Below are 19,840 nucleotides of genomic sequence, written 5' to 3'. Positions count from 1 at the left end.
AAACCTTTCAATGTGCGGATGTCGAGAACCGAGGGAGTGCGATGCCGGACCACGAGGAGCGCCGCGAGGAGCGGATGCCGACCCTCCAGCTGCGCGACGTGGCGAAGTCGTTCGGTGCCGTGGCCGCGCTGCGCTCGGGAACGCTCGAGGTGTGGCCCGGCTCGATCCACGCCCTGGTCGGCGAGAACGGCGCGGGCAAGTCCACCCTGGTGAAGATCGTCGCCGGCGTGCACCGCCGCGACGCGGGCGAGTTCCGGCTCCTCGGCGAGCCGGTCGACTTCGGCTCGACGGCCGAGTCGAAGGCCGCCGGCGTGGCGGTGATCTACCAGGAGCCGACGCTCTTCCCCGACCTGTCGGTCGCCGAGAACATCTTCATGGGCCGCCACCCGCGCGGCCGCGGCCGCCGCATCGACCGGTCCCGGATGTACGCCGAGTCGCACGCCCTCTTCGCCCGGCTCGGTGTCAGCATCGACCCGCGCCGGGTCGCCAACGGCCTCTCCATCGCCGACCAGCAGCTGATCGAGATCGCCAAGGCCATCTCGCTCGACGCGAAGCTGCTGGTGATGGACGAGCCGACCGCGGCGCTCAGCGGCAACGAGGTCGCCCGCCTCTTCGCGGTTGCCCGCAGCCTGCGCGACGAGGGCCGCGCCCTGGTGTTCATCTCCCACCGCTTCGACGAGGTCTTCGACCTGTGCGACACCGTCACCGTGATGCGGGACGGGGCCTACGTCTCCACCGCCCGCGTCGCGGAGACCACCGAGGCGGAGATCGTCGCCAAGATGGTGGGTCGCGAGGTCGCCGAGCTGTTCCCCAAGACGCCCGCGCCGATCGGCGACGTCGTGCTCGACGTGCAGGGCCTGAGCAGCGCCGGCGAGTTCCACGACGTGTCCTTCCAGGTCCACGCGGGAGAGATCGTCGGCCTCGCCGGTCTCGTCGGGGCCGGCCGCAGCGAGATCGCCCGGGCCGTCTTCGGCGTCGACGGGTACGACGAGGGGACGGTCACCCTCGACGGCAGGACCGTGCCCAAGGGCAGTCCCCGCCGAGCGATCCGCGCCGGCATGGCGTTCGTCCCCGAGGACCGTCGGCAGCAGGGGCTGGTGATCGAGAGCTCGGTCGCCCGCAACATCGGGGCGGTGATCCGCGGCGGCCTCGCCCGGGCCGGCCTGCTCACGGCTCGCGCCGAGAACCGGGCGGCCGGTCCCTGGGCGGCGCGGCTGCAGGTGAAGACCAGCGCGCTCGACATGCGCGCGGCCACGATGAGCGGCGGCAACCAGCAGAAGGTCGTCATCGCGAAGTGGCTCGCCACCGGGCCGCGGCTGCTCATCATCGACGAGCCCACCCGCGGCATCGACGTCGGCACGAAGGCCGAGGTCCACCGCCTGCTGTCCGACCTCGCCGGACAGGGGCTCGCGATCGTGATGATCTCCTCCGAGCTGCCCGAGGTGCTCGGCATGGCCGACCGGGTGCTCGTGGTCTGCGAGGGCCGGATCACCGCCGACATCGCGCGCGCCGACGCCACGCCCGAGAACGTCATGGCCGCCGCCACCCGGTCCACCGCGACCGCGACCAAGGAGCCGGTATGAGCACGTCCACCCTGGCCCCGTCGCAGGAGAGCCCGGCCGCCCGCGCGCTGCACACCGTGCTGCGCTCGCGGGAGCTGGCGATCGTGATCGTGCTCGGCCTGATCATCCTGCTCGCCACCGCGCGGCGCAGCTCCTTCGTGCTGAGCGCGGACGGTTGGCGCGACACCCTGCTGGCGCCGTCGATCCTGCTGCTGCTCGCCGTCGGCCAGATGGTCGTGGTGGTGACCCGCAACGTCGACCTCTCCGTGGGCTCCACGCTCGGCATCACCGCCTACGTGACCGGCAAGATCTTCGTCGCGAACCCCGACACCTCGGTCGTCGTGGTGTTCCTCGCGGGCCTCGCCGTCGGCGCCGTGATCGGCGCGATCAACGGCGTCCTCGTCACCCTCTTCAAGGTGCCGGCACTGGTGATCACGCTGGGCACGATGTACGTCCTGCGCGGCGCGCTGACGCACGAGGTCGGCAGCGACCGGCTGAACGCCCAGGACTACCCGGCGCACTTCGAGCGGCTCGGCACCCAGCAGGTGCTGACGATCCCGGTGCTCACGATCATCGCGCTCGTCGTGGTCGCCGCCGTCGGCTACTACCTCCACACCGCGCGCGGAGGCCGCGAGCTCTACGCGATCGGCTCCGACCCCGACGCCGCCGACCTCTACGGCCTGCCCGCGGGACGCCGCGTGCTCGGCGCCTTCGTGCTCTGTGGCGCGCTGGCCGGCCTGGCGGGGGTCTTCTCCGCCGCCCGCTACGCCACCGCCTTCTCCGGCACCGGCAGCGGCATCGAGCTCCAGGCCGTCGCGGCCGTGGTCATCGGCGGGGTGGCGATCTTCGGCGGCAGCGGCACCGTCTGGGGCGCGGCCATCGGCGCCTTCCTCCTGGTCACCATCAACCGGGCGCTCCCGATCCTGGGCATCAGCGAGTTCTGGCAGGGCGCGGTCGTCGGCGCCCTCATCATCGGCTCGATCGTCCTGGACCGGGTGCTCAGCATCCGCCGTACCCACCAGCTCGTGGAAGCGAGGGACCACGCATGAGCACCGCCACGCCCGTCGCGCCCGCCTCGGCGCCGACGCGCACGTACCCGGCCTACTCCCGCAACCTGCTCGCCCGCCTGCTGCTCAACCGCGAGGCCGCGGTGATCGCGGCCCTGGTCGTGGTGTTCCTCTACGCCCTGGGCAACGTGCAGTACTTCGACGGCCCGCTGACGATCTACAACCTGCTCAAGGAGTACGCGCCGATCCTGTTGATGGCGCTGCCGATGACGCTGATCATCGTCACCGGCGAGATCGACCTGTCGGTGGCCAGCACCCTCGGCGCCAGCGCCGCGATCACGGGCGTCCTGGTCGTGGACCACGACCTGTCCGTGGCGTCCGCGGCGGTCGTCGCGATCCTCGTCGGCGCGCTGCTCGGGGCCCTCAACGGCTTCTTCGTCGCCTACGTCGGCCTGCCCTCGCTGGCGGTCACGATCGGCAGCCTGGCGCTCTACCGCGGTCTCGCCGAGGGCCTGATCCAGGACAAGCGGATCTCCGGCTTCCCCGGTGCCCTGCGCACCTGGCCGACCGAGCGGATCGGCGACACGCAGTACCCCAACATCATCATCCCGATCATCGTGCTGGCCGTGCTCTTCGGCCTGCTGCTGCACTTCACCAGCTTCGGCCGCAGCGTCTTCGAGATCGGGCTGAGCGACGAGGCGGCGCACTTCTCCGGCGTCAACGTCGCGCGCACCAAGCTGATCCTGTTCACCCTCAGCGGCGCCGTGGCCGCCCTCGCCGGTGTGTACGTCGCCCTCAAGGCCAACTCCGTCGCCACCGACACCGGCGCGGGCTTCGAGCTCAAGGTGATCGCCGGCGTCCTCCTCGGCGGGGTGTCCATCTTCGGCGGCCGCGGGGCGCTGCACGGCGTGATCGCCGGCGTGCTCCTCATCGCCGTCCTCAACTCGGCGCTGCAGCTCGACGGGCAGGGCTCCGAGGTCATCCAGATCATCATCGGCCTGCTGCTCGTCGGGTCGGTGATCGCCTCCAACTTCCTGCCGCGCATCCGGGCTCTGCTTCCGCGGCGGGCCGTGACCCCCAAGGGAGGTCACTGAACAATGACGCCTGCTCCGCGCCGCGACGCACGCACGATGGCTGCGTTGTCGTCGATCGACGGCCAACCAGGCCGCCTCACTCCGACGCCTTGCCCTCGCACGCGCCTCGCGACGCTCGCGACGGCGGCATTGCTCAGTGACCTCCCCGAGGTCACGTCGAAGACGCCGGTCAACGGCGACCACACCCGAAAGGTAGCTCAATGAGGATCAACTCCAAGCGGTTCGCTGCCGGTGCAGCACTGGCGCTGGTCGCCACCCTGGGCCTGGCCGCCTGCGGCAGCGACGACGACGGTGGCTCGGACGGAGGCGGGGGCGGCGGCGACAAGACGACCGTCACCTTCCTGCCCAAGAACCTCGGCAACCCCTACTTCGAGACCAGCGACGCCGGTGGCAAGAAGGCCGTCGAGGAGTTCGGTGGCACCTTCGCCGAGGTCGGTCCCGACACCGCCGGCCCGGACGCCCAGGTGTCCTACATCGACACGGCGGCCGCGCAGGGCGTCAACGCGCTGATCGTCTCGGCGAACGACCCGACCGCGCTGTGCGACTCGCTCAACGCCGCCCGTGACGCCGGCACCAAGGTCGTCACGTTCGACTCCGACACCGACCCGGAGTGCCGCGACCTGTTCATCAACCAGGCCACGGCGGAGGGCATCGCGAAGGTCCAGGTCGACATGATCGCCGAGCAGATCGGCGACGCCGGCGAGATCGCGATCCTCTCGGCGGCGGCGAACGCCACCAACCAGAACGCGTGGATCGACCTCATCAAGGAGGACCTGGCCGCGAACCACCCGAACATCAAGCTCGTCGACACCGTCTACGGCGACGACGACGACCAGACGTCGTTCGACAAGACCGCGGCCCTGCTCGCCGACCACCCGAACCTCAAGGGGATCATCTCGCCGACCACGGTCGGCATCTCCGCGGCAGCGCGCTACCTGTCGACGTCCGCGTCGAAGGGCAAGGTCGCGCTGACCGGGCTCGGCACGCCGGACCAGATGCGTGACTACGTCAAGGACGGCACGGTCACCGAGTTCGCGCTGTGGAACCCCGAGGAGCTCGGCTACCTCTCGGCGTACGCCGGCAAGGCGCTCGCCGACGGCGACATCACCGGCGCCGAGGGCGACACCTTCGAGGCCGGCGACCTGGGCGAGTTCACCGTCGGCGCGGACAGCACCGTGCTGCTCGGCGACCCGTTCCGCTTCAACGCCGACAACATCGACGAGTTCCACTTCTGAGCCGACCGCTCACCAGGTCACTCCGCAGGAACAGGGAGGAGGGAACACCATGCCCCGCTACTGCTTCAGCCTCCAGGTCCGTCCTGACCGGACGGAGGAGTACGCCGAGCGCCACCGTGCCGTCTGGCCGGACATGCTCGCCGCACTCGCCGCGACCGGCTGGCGCGACTACTCCCTGTTCCTGCGGGAGGACGGGCTGCTGATCGGGTACGTCGAGGCCGACGACCTGACCGCCGCCCAGGCCGCCATGGCCGCCACGGACGTCAACGCCCGCTGGCAGGCCGAGATGGCGCCGTACTTCACCCAGCTCGAGGGCGCGCCCGACGAGGGCTTCGTGCTGCTGCGTGAGGTCTTCAACCTCGACGAGCAGCTCGCCCAGCACACCCGCCGACCCGATCTCAACGAAGGCAACCGATCATGACCAGTCAAGGTGGCTTCGCCGCCATCGCCGCCCAGCTCGAGGGCCAGGCCATCGAGCTTCCCTCCTGGGCGTTCGGCAACTCCGGCACCCGCTTCAAGGTCTTCGGCACCGCGGGGACCCCGCGCAGCGTCGAGGAGAAGATCGCGGACGCGGCGACCGTGCACCGGCTCACCGGGCTGGCGCCGAAGGTCGCGCTGCACATTCCGTGGGACCGGGTCGACGACTACGCCGCGCTCGCGGCCTACGCCGCGGAGCAGGGCGTGGGCCTCGGCACGATCAACTCCAACACCTTCCAGGACGACGACTACAAGCTGGGCTCGCTGGTCCACGTCGACCCGAAGATCCGGCAGAAGGCGATCGACCATCACTTCGAGTGCATCGACGTGATGGACGCGACCGGCTCGCGCGACCTGAAGATCTGGCTCGCCGACGGCAGCAACTATCCGGGCCAGGCCGACCTCCGTGGCCGCCAGGACCGGCTGGCGGAGTCGCTGGCGGCGATCTACGACCGGCTCGGCGACGACCAGCGGCTGGTGCTGGAGTACAAGCTCTTCGAGCCGGCGTTCTACCACACCGACGTCCCGGACTGGGGCACGTCCTACGCCCAGGTGACCGCGCTCGGCGAGCGGGCCGTCGTCTGCCTCGACACCGGCCATCACGCGCCGGGCACCAACATCGAGTTCATCGTGATGCAGCTGCTGCGGCTCGGCAAGCTCGGCTCCTTCGACTTCAACTCCCGCTTCTACGCCGACGACGATCTGATCGTCGGGGCGGCGGACCCGTTCCAGCTGTTCCGGATCCTCTTCGAGGTGGTGCGCGGCGGCGGCTACGGCCCGGCCAACCCCGACGGGCACAGCGAGGTCGCCTTCATGCTCGACCAGTGCCACAACGTCGAGGACAAGATCCCCGGCCAGATCCGGTCGGTCCTCAACGTGCAGGAGATGACCGCCCGGGCGCTGCTCGTGGACCGGGACGCGCTGGCGGCCGCGCAGTCCGCCGGCGACGTGCTCGGCGCGCACGGCGTGCTGATGGACGCGTTCTACACCGACGTCCGCGCCGACCTCGCCGCCTGGCGCGAGGAGCGCGGGCTGCCGGGCGACCCGATGCGGGCGTACGCCGAGTCCGGCTACCAGGCCGCGATCGAGGCGGACCGCGTCGGCGGCACCCAGCTGTCCTGGACCTGACCCACCCACCCGAACGAAGGGCACCATGACCAACCCCGCAGCGGCCGCGCTGATCGCGCGCTCCAACCGCCTCGGCGCCGACCCCAAGAACACCAACTACGCGGGCGGCAACACCTCGGCCAAGGGCACGGAGACCGACCCGGTCACCGGCGAGCCCGTCGAGCTGCTCTGGGTGAAGGGCTCCGGGGGCGACCTCGGCACCCTCGAGGAGTCCGGCCTCGCCGTACTCCGCCTCGACCGGATGCGCAGCCTCGTCGACGTCTATCCGGGCACCGAGCGCGAGGACGAGATGGTCGCGGCGTTCGACTACTGCCTGCACGGCAAGGGCGGCGCCGCCCCCTCGATCGACACCGCCATGCACGGCCTCGTCGACGCCGCGCATGTCGACCACCTCCACCCGGACTCCGGCATCGCGATCGCGACCGCCGCCGACGGCCCTGAGCTGACCGCGACGATCTTCGGCGACAAGGTGGTCTGGGTGCCGTGGCGCCGGCCCGGCTTCCAGCTCGGCCTCGACATCGCCGAGATCAAGGAGAAGAACCCCCAGGCGGTCGGCTGCATCCTCGGCGGCCACGGCATCACCGCGTGGGGTGACACCAGCGAGGAGGCCGAGGCCAACTCGCTGTGGATCATCGACACGGCGGCGGCGTACATCGCCGAGCACAGCAAGGCGGAGCCGTTCGGCCCCGTCCTCGAGGGGTACGCCGCCCTCCCGGTCGCCGAGCGCAGGGCGCGTGCGGCGGCGCTGGCCCCCACGATCCGGGGCATCGCCGGCGCCGACCGGCCGATGGTCGGCCACTTCACCGACGCCGACGTGGTCCTCGACTTCCTCGCCGCGTCCGAGCACCCCCGCCTCGCCGCGCTCGGCACGTCCTGCCCCGACCACTTCCTGCGCACCAAGGTGAAGCCGCTCGTCCTCGACCTCCCGCCGAGCGCGAGCGTCGAGGACAGCATCGCCCGCCTGCACGAGCTCGCGGCGGCCTATCGCGAGGACTACCAGGGCTACTACGACCGCCACGCGACGGCGGACTCGCCGGCCATCCGCGGCAAGGACCCGCTCATCGTGCTGGTGCCCGGGGTCGGCATGTTCAGCTTCGGCAAGGACAAGCAGACCGCCCGCGTGGCGGGGGAGTTCTACGTCAACGCGATCAACGTGATGCGCGGCGCCGAGGGGCTGTCGACGTACGCGCCGATCGACGAGGCGGAGAAGTTCCGCATCGAGTACTGGGCGCTCGAGGAGGCCAAGCTCCAGCGGATGCCGAAGCCCAAGCCGCTCGCCACCCGGGTCGCGTTCGTGACCGGCGCCGCCTCCGGCATCGGCAGGGCCACCGCGGCCAAGCTGGCCGCCGAGGGTGCCTGCGTGGTGATCGCCGATCTCAGCCTGGAGAAGGCGCAGGACGCCGCCGCGGAGCTGGGCGGCGCCGACGTCGCGGTCGGCGTCCAGGTCGACGTGAGCGACGCGGCCGCCGTCCAGGCCGCCGTCGATGCCGCGGTGCTGGCCTTCGGCGGCGTCGACCTCGTCGTCAACAACGCCGGCCTCTCACTCTCGCGCTCCCTGCTCGAGACCACCGAGAAGGACTGGGACCTCCAGCACGACGTGATGGCGAAGGGGTCCTTCCTGGTCGCCCAGGCGGCAGCGAAGGTCATGATCGAGCAGCGGCTGGGCGGCGACATCGTCTACATCTCCAGCAAGAACTCGATCTTCGCCGGCCCCAACAACGTCGCCTACGGCGCCGCCAAGGCCGACCAGGCCCACCAGGTCCGGCTCCTGGCCGCCGAGCTCGGCGAGCACGGCATCAAGGTCAACGGCGTCAACCCCGACGGCGTGGTCCAGGGCTCCGGCATCTTCGCCAGCGGCTGGGGCGCCAACCGCGCCGCGGTCTACGGCGTCGAGGAGAAGGACCTGGGCAAGTTCTACGCCCAGCGCACGATCCTCAAGCGCGAGGTGCTGCCCGACCACATCGCCAACGCGGTCTTCGTGCTCTGCGGTCCCGAGCTCACCCACACCACGGGCCTGCACATCCCGGTCGACGCCGGGGTCGCGGCCGCCTTCCTCCGATGAGCCCGCGATGAGGCCGGCGCGATGAGCGGGGCGGTCCGGGTCGCCGCGGTCGACCTCGGTGCCACCTCCGGCCGGGTGATGTCCGGCCGGATCACGACCGAGCGCGTCGAGATCAACGAGATGCACCGCTTCCCCAACGGGGCGGTGCGGGCACGGGGCGCGCTGTTCTGGGACGTGCTCGGCATCCACCGCGAGACCCTGTCGGGGATCCGGGAGGTGGCCCGGACCGGGCCCCTGCACGGCATCGGCATCGACTCCTGGGCGATCGACTACGGACTGCTCGACCGCGACGGCCAGCTCCTCGGGTCGGTCTTCAGTCATCGTGACTCCCGCACGGACGGCGTCGCGGAGAAGGTGGTCGCCGAGCTCGGTGCGCGCGAGCTCTACGCGACCACCGGGATCCAGCAGCTGCCGTTCAACACGCTCTACCAGCTGGCCGCGGCGCGCGGCACCGCGGCGCTGGAGGCGGCCGACACGCTCCTCCTCCTGCCGGATCTGCTCGGCTACTGGCTGACGGGGGTCCCCGGCGCCGAGCGCACGAACGCCTCCACCACGCAGCTCTACGACCTGCGCACCGACGACTGGGCGATCGAGCTGTGCCGCAGGCTCGGCCTCCCGTGGGGGATCCTCCCGCCGCTGCGCGACCCGGGCTCCGTGCTGGGGCCGCTGCTCCCGGACGTCGCCCACGAGATCGGTGCCGCTCCCGACGTACCCGTCGTCGCCGTCGGCTCCCACGACACCGCCTCGGCGGTGGTGGGCGTGCCGGCCACCACCGGCGACTTCGCCTACATCTCGTCGGGCACGTGGTCCCTGGTCGGCCTGGAGCTCGATGCCCCGGTGCTCACCGAGGACGCCCGGGCGGCCGACTTCACCAATGAGCTGGGCATCGACGGCACGGTCCGCTTCCTCAAGAACGTGATGGGCCTGTGGGTCCTCTCCGAGTCGTTGCGCTCGTGGTCGGAGCGGCGCTACGCCGACGTCGGGCTGCGCTCGCTGGTCGCGGCCGCCACGGACTTCGAGCCGCTGCGCACGGTGGTCGATATCAACGACCCCCGCCTGCTCGCGCCGAGCACGGCGACGGACCCGATGCCCGAGCGGATCGCGTCCCTGGCTGCGGAGGCGGGGGAGGTCGTGCCCCACTCCCCGGTCGCGGTGACCCGCTGCATCGTCGACAGCCTCGCCGTCGCCTACCGCCGTCACGTGCGCACCGCCGCCGAGCTCGCCGGGGTGCCGGTGGAGGTCGTCCACGTCGTCGGAGGCGGGTCGCAGAACGAGCTGCTCTGCCAGATGACGGCCGACGCCTGCGGTCTTCCCGTGCTGGCCGGCCCCGTCGAGGCGGCGGCGCTCGGGAACGTCCTCGTCCAGGGCCGGGCGCTCGGTGCGGACCTGCCCGGACTGCCCGCGATGCGCGACCTCGTCGCACGCTCGTACGACGTCCGCCGGTTCGAGCCGCGCGACGGGGCCGACTGGGCGGCGGCCGAGCGGCGCGTCGGATGACGGTGGTCCACGAGCGGCCGACGGACCGCCAGGACGAGGAGTGGGCACCCACCCGCCTCGACCTCGAGATCCTGAGCCTGCTCGCCCGCGGGCTGACGATCGACGCGATCGGCCGCCGGATCGGCGTGTCGGACCGGACCGTGCGGCGGCGGCTGCGCACGATCGCGGACGAGCTCGGCGTCGACTCCTCGATCGAGGTGGTCGTCCACGCCGTCCGTACCGGCCTCATCTGACCGGGCCGTCTCCCCCGGACGCTGCGGCATCGGTCGAGGCCGGATCCGGACAACCTCCTTGTGGTGGTCGTCACAGAACTCCTAGGTTGCTGTTGCAACGTTTCAATCAGGAGGCATCCATGACCCCACGCCGCCGGTACCTGACCTCCACGGTCGCGGCCGCCACGCTGGCCCTCGGCATGCTGACGGGAGGGCCGCTGCTGGGCGGCGCACCGCCCGCCGCGGCCGCGGCCGCCGCCGGTGAGCCGCTCGCCGTCGCCGGTCTGCAGACCAACGCGCGCACCACGCCGCTCGGCATCGGTGCCGACGACGTCGTGTTCGGCTGGAGGTCGACCGGCGGCGGTCGCGGTGCCGTGCAGAGCGCCTACGAGCTCGAGGTCGCGGAGGCCGACGGCGGAGCGGCGGTCTGGTCCTCGGGCCGGGTGGAGTCGTCCGAGCAGCTGAACATCGCGTACGCCGGGCCGGCGCTCGCATCGCAGACCCGCTACTCGTGGCGGGTCCGGGTCTGGGACGGCGCGGGCGTGCCGAGCGCATGGAGCGACCCGACGTGGTTCGAGACCGGTCTGCTGGACCCGAGCGACTGGGGCGGCGCGGAGTGGGTCGGCGCACCGGCCGACACCGAGGTCAACCGGTGGACCGACTACACCGCGGACTTCGACTTCACCCTCGACAACCTCGTCTTCGCCGCGATGATCCGCAGCGCCAACACGAGCAACGGCTACATGTGGCAGGTCAAGGCCGTGGGCAACCAGGCCCTGTTCCGCCCGCACACCAAGATCAACGGCAACTACGCCTCGCTCGGCGACGTGGACATCAGCTCGGTCATCACAGCCGACGAGCTGCGGACCGGGCAGCACCGCATGAGCGTGACCGTCGACGGTGACACGATCACCACCTCGATCGACGGCGAGCAGATCGACAGCCGGACCCGGACGAACTTCGGCAAGGGCTACGTCGGCTTCCGCACCTCCGTGGCCACCGAGGGCACCGAGGCGTTCACCGTCCACGCCGTCCGCGTCGAGGCCGAGAACGGCGACGTGCTGCTCGACACCGACTTCTCCGACGGCAACCCGTTCCGTGGCGGAACCCTGGTCGCCGGCGGGCTGGAGGTGAAGGGCAACCAGGAGTTCCTGTGGCACTCGCCCGACGACAACCTGCCGCTGCTGCGCACCGACTTCGCCACGGAGAGCGGCAAGAGCGTCGAGCGGGCCCGGATCTACGCGACGGCACGCGGCATCTACGAGCTGACCCTCAACGGTGAGCCCGTCGGCGACCAGCATCTCGCGCCCGGCTGGACCGACTACAACACCCGCTTCCAGCACCAGACCTACGACGTCACCGACCAGGTCCGCGCCGGCGACAACGGCCTCGGCGCGACCATGGGCAACGGCTGGTGGGGTGGCAAGGTCGGCATGTGGGGACCCGGTGTCTACGGCAACCGGCTCTCGCTGCTGGCCCGGCTGCGGATCGACTACACCGACGGCAGCACGCAGTGGGTCGACACCGGCGACGACTGGACCACCCACGCCGGCCCCTACCTCGCCGCCGACAACATCGACGGCGAGACCTTCGACGCCCGGCTGGCCCAGGCCGGCTGGGACCAGCCCGGCTACGACGACAGCGGCTGGACGCCCGCCGTGGTGCGGGAGTCCGCGACCGAGCTCGTCGTACCCCAGCCCGACGAGCCGGTCCGCACGACCGAGGAGATCGACGTCGTCGAGCGCACCGAGCCCACGCCGGGCGCGTTCGTCTACGACCTCGGGCAGAACATGGTCGGTGTGGCCCGGATGGTGCTGACCGGCCAGGCCGGCACTACGGTGCGCGTGCGCTACGGCGAGATGCTCAACCCCGATGGCACGCTCTACACCGCCAATCTCCGGGCGGCGAAGGTGACCGACTACTACACCTTCGGAGCCGCCGGCACGGTCACCTACGAGCCGACCCTGACCCAGCACGGCTTCCGCTACGTCGAGATCACCGGCGCCAGCACGCCGCCCGCCGCGGGTGACGTCACCGGGGTGGTGTGGGGCTCGGACCTGCCCGCGATCGGCGACCTCGAGACCTCGAGCGCGATGCTCAACCAGTTGCAGAGCAACATCTCGTGGGGTCAGCGCGGCAACTTCCTCTCGATCCCCACCGACACCCCGGCCCGCGACGAGCGACTCGGCTGGACCGGCGACATCAACGTCTTCGCCCCCACCGCGAGCTACCTGCGCGACACGCGGTCGTTCCTGGGGAAGTGGATGCGCGACCTGAGCGACGCGGCCTACGCCAACGGCAACCTGCCCGGCATCGCCCCGGTGCCGCCGGGCATCGACCTCGGCGCCGGCCTGGGCTGGTCCGACGCCGGCATCACCGTGCCGTACGCCGTCTTCCGGGCGCTCGGCGACACCGCGATCGTGCGGCAGTACTACGACCTGATGACGAAGTACTTCGACTTCGTCGTCGCCGGAGCGGGACCCGACCTGATCGACACGGCGCGCGGCAACTGGAACGACTGGCTCAACCTCAACGACGACACCCCGGTCGGCGTGCTCGGCACGGCGTACTACGCCGAGGACGCCCGGATGCTGGCCGAGATGGCCGCCGCGATCGGCGAGGACGCCGACGCCGCCGCCTTCGCGCAGCGCTCGGCCGACGTCCGAGCGGCCTTCGCGGAGGAGTACGTCGCCGCCGACGGCACCGTCACCGGCAACAGCCAGACCGCCTACGCCATGGCGCTGGGCATGGACCTGGTGCCCGACGAGATGCGGGACAAGGTCGCCGCGAAGTTCGTGGCCAAGCTCGCCGCGAGCAACAACCACCTCACGACCGGCTTCCTCGGCACGCCTTGGCTGCTGCCGGCCCTCACCTCGATCGACCGTGACGACCTCGCCTACGAGCTGCTCCTGCACGAGGACTACCCGTCGTGGGGCTACGAGGTCGCGATGGGTGCCACCACGATGTGGGAGCGGTGGGACTCCATCAAGCCGGACGGCTCCTTCGGCGACGTCGGGATGAACTCCTTCAACCACTACGCCTACGGAGCGGTCGGTGACTGGATGTACCAGCACATCGGCGGCATCAGCGCACTGGAGCCCGGCTACCGCAGGTTCCGCGTGGCGCCGGCCGTCGACGGCGCGCTGACCGACGCCCGCGGCGAGCTGGACTCGGTCTACGGCACGATCGCGACCGACTGGGAGCGGCAGGGCGACGACCTGAGGCTCGCGGTCGACGTACCGGTCAACACCACCGCCGAGGTGGTGCTCCCGGCGGCCAACGTCTGGGCGGTGACCGAGGGCGGCGAGCTCCTCGCCGACGTCGAGGGCATCCAGGACGTGACCAGCGCCGACGGTGACGTGGTCGTGACCGTCGGCTCCGGCAGCTACGAGTTCCTCGTGACCGCGGCCGACGCGCCTCTCGGCACGATCCTCGACCTGATCGCCGCGGCCCGTGACCACGTGAGCGACACCGTCGCCGGCGGGGACCTGGCGGCGGAGGCCGGGACGCACCTGACCGCCGGGCTCGATGACGCCCGCGACGCCGTGCTCGCGGCCCGCACCGCCGAGGACGAGGCCGTCACGGAGCACCTGGTGGCCGCGCTCGACGCGATCCGCGGGCTGCGCACGTGGCTCGGCGACAGCGAGGTGGACGCCCCCGTCCGCGGCGCCGTCGACAGCAGGCTGGCCGCCGTCGAGCAGGCGCTGGCCCGGGTCGTGATGACCACCGAGGGCGTCACGGTGAGCCTGCCGCCCGTGGGCGCTCCGGTGTCCGCCGGCGCGGAGGCGACAGGCACCGTCGTCGTCGCGAACGACGGAGAGGGCGACGTCACCGACGTCGCGGCCACCGTCGGCGTGGCCGGCTGGACGCCGGTCACGGTCCCCGTGCCCGACCTCGCTCCCGGTGAGGACGCCCAGGTCCCGGTGACCTTGGCGGTGCCGGTGAACGCGGCCGCCGGCGACTACGACGCCACGCTCGACGTCACGTTCACCCTCGGTGGTAAGGCCTACGAGATCAGTGACGCGACCACCGACTGGGTGCAGGTCGACTCCGGCCTCGCGATCGGCGACGTGACCGCCGAGCCGGCCGACGAGGACCCGGTCGAGCGCGTGGTCCTCGACGTCCCGGTCACCAACGACGGCGACCGCGACACCCGGGTGTCCGTGGCGGTCCGCGGGCTTCCCGCGGGGTGGCGAGCGGTCCCCTCGACCGAGACCCTCGTGCCTGCTGGTGAGACGGTCACCGCGACCGTGCCCCTGTCCGTGCCGCTCGACCTGGTCGGCGGTGCGGTGGACCTGACGGTCGACGTCCGGCAGGCCGGCCGGGTGAGCGTGTCCAAGGCCGCGAGCGTGACCGTCGACCTGCCGCACCCGCCCACGGTCGAGGCCGTCGACCACGTCGACTTCGGCGCCTCCGCGTCGGAGCAGGCCCACGGCCTGCAAGCGTCGGCGAGCAGCGGCACCAACACCGAGGCGGGCTACACGCGGCGCTACGCGCACTCGGCGTACCCGGGCTCGTGGTACTCGGTCGAGGTGGACGTCCCCGCCGGGGAGCCGTTCCTGATCCGCAACGTCGAGACCTACGACGGTCCGCGCACCAAGAAGTACAACGTCTACGTCGACGACGTCCTGGTGCGGACCCAGCTGGTCCCGCGGACCGCGACCGGTGCGGGCATCAAGGTCTACGACCTCGTCGTCGACGACCCGGCGGTGCGGCCCGCGGACGGCACGGCGCGGATCAAGTACGAGTACCCGCTCGACGCCTCCGGCTACTTCGACCCGTCGATCGCCGACATGTGGGTGCTGCCGCTGAGCGACGACACGCGGGCACCGGACGTGTCCGCCGGTGTCACCGGCGGTGTGCCGGGCACGGGGGGCTGGTACTCCTCGCCCGTCAGCGTCGAGGTGACGGCCGCGGACGGTCGTGACCCGGCACCGGTCGTGCAGGTCGGCCGCTCCTCGGGGTGGCAGGACTACTCCGGCCCGGTCGCCATCGCGGAGGAGGGCGAGCACGTCGTCTCCTACCGCGCGACCGACGCCGCGGGCAACCGGTCGGCGGCGGGGGAGCTGACGGTCGGCATCGACCTGACGCCGCCCGTCACCGTGGTCACCGCGAAGCGGGACAGCGGGGTGGAGGGCTCCGACCGCGCGCAGGTGGAGTTCTCCGCCGAGGACGGCCTCTCCGGCGTCGCGGAGACCCGCTACCGGATCGACGGGGGAGCGTGGCAGCGCGCCGACGGCAGCCCGGTCCAGGTCGAGGGCTACGGCGACCACGTCGTCGAGTACCTGTCGACCGACCTCGCGGGCAACACCGAGGCGGTGCACCGCACCACGGTGACGCTGGCCGACGTCGACCAGGTGGCCGCGATCGTGGCACCCCAGGTGACCGGCGTCGCGCAGTACGGCTCCACCCTGACCGCGACCGACGGCTCGTGGAACACCAAGGGGCTGTCCTTCACCCGACAGTGGCTGCGGGACGGGACGCCGATCGCCGGCGCCACCGGGGCGACGTACGTCGTCGGCGTGGCCGACCTCGGCGCCCGGCTCTCGGTGCGGGTCACGGCGACGAAGGCGGATGCCAGCGGGGTCGCGGACTCGGCGGCGACCGCCCCGGTGACCGCCGCCGACCTCGCCGTGGGTGTCCCGGTCGTCACCGGGAAGGCGCGTGTCGGCAAGAAGCTGACCGCGACCCTCGCGGTGCCCGCGGGTGCCACGGTGTCCTACCAGTGGCTCGTCGGTGGCAAGGCGATCAAGAAGGGCACGAAGGCCACGCTGCGGCTGAAGGGGAAGTGGCAGGGCAAGAAGGTCCGCGTGCGGGTCACCGTCTCGCTCGCCGGCCACCAGAGTGCCACGGCCACCAGCGCGGCCACGAAGGTCAGGCGGCGCTGACGGCCCGGTCGGAGTGACGCCGGAACGGCCCCACCGTGACTCGCGGTGGGGCCGTTTCCGGCGTACGGTGTGAATCGTTTCATCGTGTCAATGGTGGGAGAGTGTGCGCTATGCGGGTCGCGCTGATGGTCACCTGTGTCAATGACGTCATGTTCCCCGGGACGGGGCGGGCGGTGGTCCGTCTGCTGCGCCGGCTGGGCGTGGAGGTCGACTTCCCGGGGGCGCAGACGTGTTGTGGGCAGCCGATGGTCAACACCGGTTACCTGGACGAGGCGGTCCCGGCGGTGCGTTCGTTCGTGGCTGCGTTCGAGGGGTACGACGCGGTGGTCACGCCGTCGGGGTCGTGTGCGGGGTCGGTGCGGCATCAGCATCGGTTGGTCGCGGAGCGGTCGGGTGATGCGGGGCTGGTGGCTGCGGTCGCGGCGACGTCGCCACGGACCTACGAGTTGAGCGAGTTCCTCGTCGATGTGCTCGGGAGGACCGATGTGGGGGCGTACTTCCCGCACACGGTGACCTATCACCCGACGTGTCACTCGTTGCGGATGGTGGGGGTGGGGGATCGGCCGCGGCGGCTGCTCGAGTCGGTTCGCGGGCTGCGGCTGGTGGATCTGCCCAAGGCGGAGGAGTGCTGCGGGTTCGGTGGCACGTTCGCGGTGAAGAACGCCGACACCTCGGTGGCGATGGGCTCCGACAAGGCCCGCCACGTCCGGGAGACGGGTGCGGAGGTGCTGGTCGCGGGCGACAACTCGTGCCTGATGCACATCGGTGGGGTGCTGGGTCGTGGTCGCTCAGGGGTGCGGGTGATGCACCTGGCCGAGGTCCTGGCCGCCACCGAGGAGTCCGTGCCCGCCGGCTCGGGGCCGATCGCATGACCGGCACGTTTGTGGGGATGCCTGCGTTCCCGGTCGCGGCGCGCGGCGCGTTGGGAGACACGCAGTTGCGGCACAACCTGGCCCACGCCACGGGTGTGATCCGGGGCAAGCGGGCCGCGGTGGTCGGCGAGGTGGAGAACTGGGAGGAGCTGCGGCTGGCCGGTGCGGCGGTCAAGGACCGCGCGCTGCGTTCGCTCGACACCCAGCTGGTCCGGCTCGAGGAGTCGCTGTCCGCGCGGGGTGCGGTGGTGCACTGGGCGCGTGACGCCGAGGAGGCCAACCGGATCGTGATCGAGGTCGCCCGGGCCCACGAGGTCGACGAGGTCGTCAAGGTCAAGTCGATGCTCACCCAGGAGATCGGGTTGAACGAGGCGCTCGCCGCCGAGGGGATCGCCGCGTGGGAGACCGATCTGGCCGAGTTGATCGTCCAGCTCGGGGGTGACCTGCCCAGTCACATCCTGGTCCCGGCGATCCACCGCAACCGTGCCGAGATCCGGGAGATCTTCGCCCGGCGGATGGGCGAGGTCGGCCGCCCCGCCCCCGCGGATCTGGCTGGTGAGCTCGGCGACGAGCCGGCGGTGCTGGCGGCCGCGGCACGCGAGCACCTGCGGGAGAAGTTCCTGCGCGCCCGGATGGCGGTCTCGGGGGCGAACTTCGCGGTCGCCGAGTCCGGCACCCTGGTCGTGGTGGAGTCCGAGGGCAACGGGCGGATGTGCCTGACCCTGCCGCAGGTGCTGGTCAGCATCGTGGGGATCGAGAAGGTCGTGCCGACCTGGGCCGAGCTCGACCCGCTGCTGCGGCTGCTGCCGCGCTCCTCGACCGGGGAGCGGATGAACCCCTACACCTCGACCTGGTCCGGCATCACGCCTGGCGACGGACCCCAGGAGGTCCACGTCGTCCTGCTCGACAACGGCCGCACCCGTGCCCTGGCCGACGAGGTCGGCCGCCAGGCGCTGCGCTGCATCCGCTGCTCGGCCTGCCTCAACGTCTGCCCGGTCTACGAACGGGTCGGCGGCCACGCCTACGGGTCGGTCTACCCCGGTCCGATCGGAGCGATCCTCAACCCCCTCCTCAAGGGGACCGGTGACGACCAGACCGACTCGCTGCCCTACGCCTCGACACTGTGCGGGGCGTGCTTCGAGGCCTGCCCGGTCCGCATCGACATCCCCGAGGTCCTGGTCCACCTGCGCTCCCGGGTCGTCGACGCCCACCGCGACGACCGGCTCCCCAAGCCCGAGGCCCTCGCCTTCCGCGGCGCCGGCTGGGCCTTCGCCGACGCCAAGCGCCTCGACCGCGCCCAACGGCTCGCCGCCACCGCCGGCCGGCTGCTGCGCCGCCGCGGCCGTACCACCACAGGCCGGCTCCCCGGCCCCGCCGCGGCCTGGACCGACGCCCGCGACCTGCCCCTCCCACCCACCGAGTCCTTCCGCGACTGGTGGCAACGCACCGACGGAGGGGAGCGCCCGTGACCAGCGCGCGAGCCCGCAGCAGCGCCCGGAGCGAGATCCTCGGCCGGGTCCGCGCCGCGCTGCTGGACGTCGACAGGGACGCCGAGAGTGCGACCGCGCCCATCCCCGCGCCCCCGGGCGCCGGCGCGGACGCCGGCGCCGACGAGCTCGTGGCTCTCTTCGCCGAGCGGGTCGCCGACTATCGCGCGACCGTGGTGCGCTGCTCGCCCGACGACCTGGCCGCCGCGGTCGCGGCCGCGCTCCCCGCGGGTGCGCGGGTGGTCGTGCCTCCGGGGCTGCCCGACGACGTCGGCGCCGGCATCGCCGACCCGCTCACCGACACCGGCCTCTCCGCGAGCGAGCTGGACGCCGTCGACGCGGTCGTCACCCGCTGCCGTGTCGGCATCGCCGAGACCGGCACCATCGTGCTCGACCACGAGCCGGACCAGGGCCGCCGCGCGATCACCCTGGTCCCCGACCACCACGTGTGCGTGGTCGACGCCGGCCAGGTGGTGCCCGACGTACCCGACGCCTTCGCGCTCCTCGACCCCCACCGCCCCCTCACCTGGATCAGCGGCCCCAGCGCCACCAGCGACATCGAGCTCGACCGCGTCGAAGGCGTCCACGGCCCCCGCCGACTCCACGTCGTCATCGTCGACCCCACACCCGCCTGACCCCCACCCACCCGCGGCCACCCGCGGCCCCGGGCCGCTCCCGCCGGGCCGGTCAGGGCCGCAGTCCCCGGCACAGGGCGGCGGTGAGGCGGTCGGCCCACGCGTCGTCGAGCTGTCCGGGTGTCAGCATGACGCCGGTGATGACCGCGCCGAGGACCAGCTGGAGCAGGTCGTACGCGCGGGTGTCGGGGTGCGCCTCGCCGGCGTCGACGGCGACCCGGATCCGCTCGTCCAGCGCGCGGAAGACGCCTGCGAAGCGTTGGATCATCGCGGCGTGCAGGTCCGGCCAGGTCTGCACCTCGGCGAGGAGCGCGGGCAGGGCGGCCGCGGCGACGGGCGTGCAGAGCGCGTCGCGCGTGCCGCGGACGACGCCCGCCAGATCGGTGGCGAGGTCGGCGCCGAGGTGCATCTCGAGGGCCAGCTCGCCGGGGAAGGCGGCCTCGTGCACGAGGTGGGGGAGAGCGGGCCAGCGCCGGTAGAGCGCCGCCTTCGTGGTCCCGGCGCGCTCGGCCACCGCCGCGACCGTCACGGCGGCGTAGCCGCCCTCGCTCAGGAGGGCGCGGACCGCCGCGAGGGCCGCCCGCTCGATCCGCGGGTCCCGCGGCCGTCCCGTCGGCGTGGCGGCGATGTCCGTCCCCATGGCCTCTTCCCTGGTTTCGATACCGAGGGTACCGTAACGCCCGT

General features: G+C 72.1%; 14 protein-coding genes. 13 read left to right on the top strand and 1 reads right to left on the bottom strand.

The genetic code is table 11. The features are described 5' to 3' along the window. Window positions 1–41: 41 nt before the first annotated feature. The 13 genes from ACPZVR_RS23920 to ACPZVR_RS23860 all read left to right on the top strand — a co-directional run bounded on the left by ACPZVR_RS23920 (window position 42) and on the right by ACPZVR_RS23860 (window position 19,156). Window positions 42–1,583 carry a sugar ABC transporter ATP-binding protein gene (locus tag ACPZVR_RS23920; RefSeq protein ID WP_436702193.1) on the top strand — a complete coding sequence of 514 codons (1,542 nt, stop codon included), beginning with the start codon at window positions 42–44 and terminating at the stop codon, window positions 1,581–1,583. Then, window positions 1,580–2,611 carry an ABC transporter permease gene (locus tag ACPZVR_RS23915; protein ID WP_436702192.1) on the top strand — a complete coding sequence of 344 codons (1,032 nt, stop codon included), beginning with the start codon at window positions 1,580–1,582 and terminating at the stop codon, window positions 2,609–2,611. Before ACPZVR_RS23920 ends, ACPZVR_RS23915 begins: the two co-directional genes overlap by 4 nt. Beyond that, the gene (locus tag ACPZVR_RS23910) at window positions 2,608–3,663 is read left to right on the top strand and encodes an ABC transporter permease (RefSeq protein WP_436702191.1); all 1,056 of its coding nucleotides are present in this window, start codon (window positions 2,608–2,610) and stop codon (window positions 3,661–3,663) included. The genes ACPZVR_RS23915 and ACPZVR_RS23910 overlap by 4 nt, the downstream gene beginning before the upstream one ends. 200 nt (window positions 3,664–3,863) lie before the next feature. Further along, the gene (gene rhaS, locus ACPZVR_RS23905) at window positions 3,864–4,898 is read left to right on the top strand and encodes a rhamnose ABC transporter substrate-binding protein (protein ID WP_436702190.1); all 1,035 of its coding nucleotides are present in this window, start codon (window positions 3,864–3,866) and stop codon (window positions 4,896–4,898) included. Window positions 4,899–4,947: 49 nt separating this feature from the next. Then, complete coding sequence (locus ACPZVR_RS23900; RefSeq protein ID WP_436702189.1) at window positions 4,948–5,319, top strand: L-rhamnose mutarotase; 372 nt, start codon at window positions 4,948–4,950, stop codon at window positions 5,317–5,319. Continuing rightward, entirely contained in the window at window positions 5,316–6,503 is a 1,188-nt protein-coding gene (rhaI, locus tag ACPZVR_RS23895) for an L-rhamnose isomerase (RefSeq protein WP_436702188.1), read from the top strand. The genes ACPZVR_RS23900 and rhaI overlap by 4 nt, the downstream gene beginning before the upstream one ends. A gap of 25 nt (window positions 6,504–6,528) precedes the next feature. Then, entirely contained in the window at window positions 6,529–8,565 is a 2,037-nt protein-coding gene (locus ACPZVR_RS23890) for a bifunctional aldolase/short-chain dehydrogenase (protein ID WP_436702187.1), read from the top strand. Window positions 8,566–8,586: 21 nt separating this feature from the next. Continuing rightward, complete coding sequence (locus ACPZVR_RS23885) at window positions 8,587–10,062, top strand: rhamnulokinase (RefSeq protein ID WP_436702186.1); 1,476 nt, start codon at window positions 8,587–8,589, stop codon at window positions 10,060–10,062. Beyond that, window positions 10,059–10,295: a response regulator transcription factor gene (locus ACPZVR_RS23880; RefSeq protein ID WP_436702185.1), complete on the top strand. Its 237-nt coding sequence runs from the start codon at window positions 10,059–10,061 to the stop codon at window positions 10,293–10,295. The genes ACPZVR_RS23885 and ACPZVR_RS23880 overlap by 4 nt, the downstream gene beginning before the upstream one ends. Before the next feature lie 119 nt (window positions 10,296–10,414). Next, a complete protein-coding gene (locus ACPZVR_RS23875; protein ID WP_436702184.1) occupies window positions 10,415–16,162 on the top strand; it encodes a family 78 glycoside hydrolase catalytic domain in 5,748 nt (1,915 codons plus the stop codon). A gap of 110 nt (window positions 16,163–16,272) precedes the next feature. Beyond that, window positions 16,273–17,034, top strand: a complete 762-nt coding sequence (locus ACPZVR_RS23870; RefSeq protein WP_436702183.1) for a (Fe-S)-binding protein — start codon at window positions 16,273–16,275, stop codon at window positions 17,032–17,034. A 17-nt stretch (window positions 17,035–17,051) separates the two neighbouring features. Further along, on the top strand, window positions 17,052–18,503 hold the full coding sequence (locus tag ACPZVR_RS23865) for a lactate utilization protein B (RefSeq protein ID WP_436702182.1): 1,452 nt from the start codon (window positions 17,052–17,054) through the stop codon (window positions 18,501–18,503). Then, window positions 18,500–19,156, top strand: coding sequence for a LutC/YkgG family protein (locus ACPZVR_RS23860; protein ID WP_436702181.1), 657 nt, complete (start codon window positions 18,500–18,502; stop codon window positions 19,154–19,156). Before ACPZVR_RS23865 ends, ACPZVR_RS23860 begins: the two co-directional genes overlap by 4 nt. 52 nt (window positions 19,157–19,208) lie before the next feature. Here the strand turns inward: ACPZVR_RS23860 and ACPZVR_RS23855 are convergent, their stop codons facing one another. After that, window positions 19,209–19,796, bottom strand: a complete 588-nt coding sequence (locus ACPZVR_RS23855; RefSeq protein ID WP_436702180.1) for a TetR-like C-terminal domain-containing protein — start codon at window positions 19,794–19,796, stop codon at window positions 19,209–19,211. Between the last annotated feature and the right edge of the window lie 44 nt (window positions 19,797–19,840).

It is taken from the genome of Nocardioides segetis, from assembly GCF_051390595.1.
In the GTDB taxonomy this organism is placed as follows: domain Bacteria; phylum Actinomycetota; class Actinomycetes; order Propionibacteriales; family Nocardioidaceae; genus Nocardioides.
The sequence above is the reverse complement of the archived record's forward strand: the minus strand, read 5'-3'. Positions and strand labels throughout refer to the sequence as shown.

What these genes read in the sequence shown, in the direction of transcription:
- ACPZVR_RS23920 (WP_436702193.1), top strand. Translation starts at nt 42, where the DNA reads ATGCCGGACCACGAGGAGCGCCGCGAGGAGCGGATGCCGACCCTCCAG.
- ACPZVR_RS23915 (WP_436702192.1), top strand. Translation starts at nt 1,580, where the DNA reads ATGAGCACGTCCACCCTGGCCCCGTCGCAGGAGAGCCCGGCCGCCCGC.
- ACPZVR_RS23910 (WP_436702191.1), top strand. Translation starts at nt 2,608, where the DNA reads ATGAGCACCGCCACGCCCGTCGCGCCCGCCTCGGCGCCGACGCGCACG.
- rhaS (WP_436702190.1), top strand. Translation starts at nt 3,864, where the DNA reads ATGAGGATCAACTCCAAGCGGTTCGCTGCCGGTGCAGCACTGGCGCTG.
- ACPZVR_RS23900 (WP_436702189.1), top strand. Translation starts at nt 4,948, where the DNA reads ATGCCCCGCTACTGCTTCAGCCTCCAGGTCCGTCCTGACCGGACGGAG.
- rhaI (WP_436702188.1), top strand. Translation starts at nt 5,316, where the DNA reads ATGACCAGTCAAGGTGGCTTCGCCGCCATCGCCGCCCAGCTCGAGGGC.
- ACPZVR_RS23890 (WP_436702187.1), top strand. Translation starts at nt 6,529, where the DNA reads ATGACCAACCCCGCAGCGGCCGCGCTGATCGCGCGCTCCAACCGCCTC.
- ACPZVR_RS23885 (WP_436702186.1), top strand. Translation starts at nt 8,587, where the DNA reads ATGAGCGGGGCGGTCCGGGTCGCCGCGGTCGACCTCGGTGCCACCTCC.
- ACPZVR_RS23880 (WP_436702185.1), top strand. Translation starts at nt 10,059, where the DNA reads ATGACGGTGGTCCACGAGCGGCCGACGGACCGCCAGGACGAGGAGTGG.
- ACPZVR_RS23875 (WP_436702184.1), top strand. Translation starts at nt 10,415, where the DNA reads ATGACCCCACGCCGCCGGTACCTGACCTCCACGGTCGCGGCCGCCACG.
- ACPZVR_RS23870 (WP_436702183.1), top strand. Translation starts at nt 16,273, where the DNA reads ATGCGGGTCGCGCTGATGGTCACCTGTGTCAATGACGTCATGTTCCCC.
- ACPZVR_RS23865 (WP_436702182.1), top strand. Translation starts at nt 17,052, where the DNA reads ATGCCTGCGTTCCCGGTCGCGGCGCGCGGCGCGTTGGGAGACACGCAG.
- ACPZVR_RS23855 (WP_436702180.1), bottom strand. Translation starts at nt 19,796, where the DNA reads ATGGGGACGGACATCGCCGCCACGCCGACGGGACGGCCGCGGGACCCG.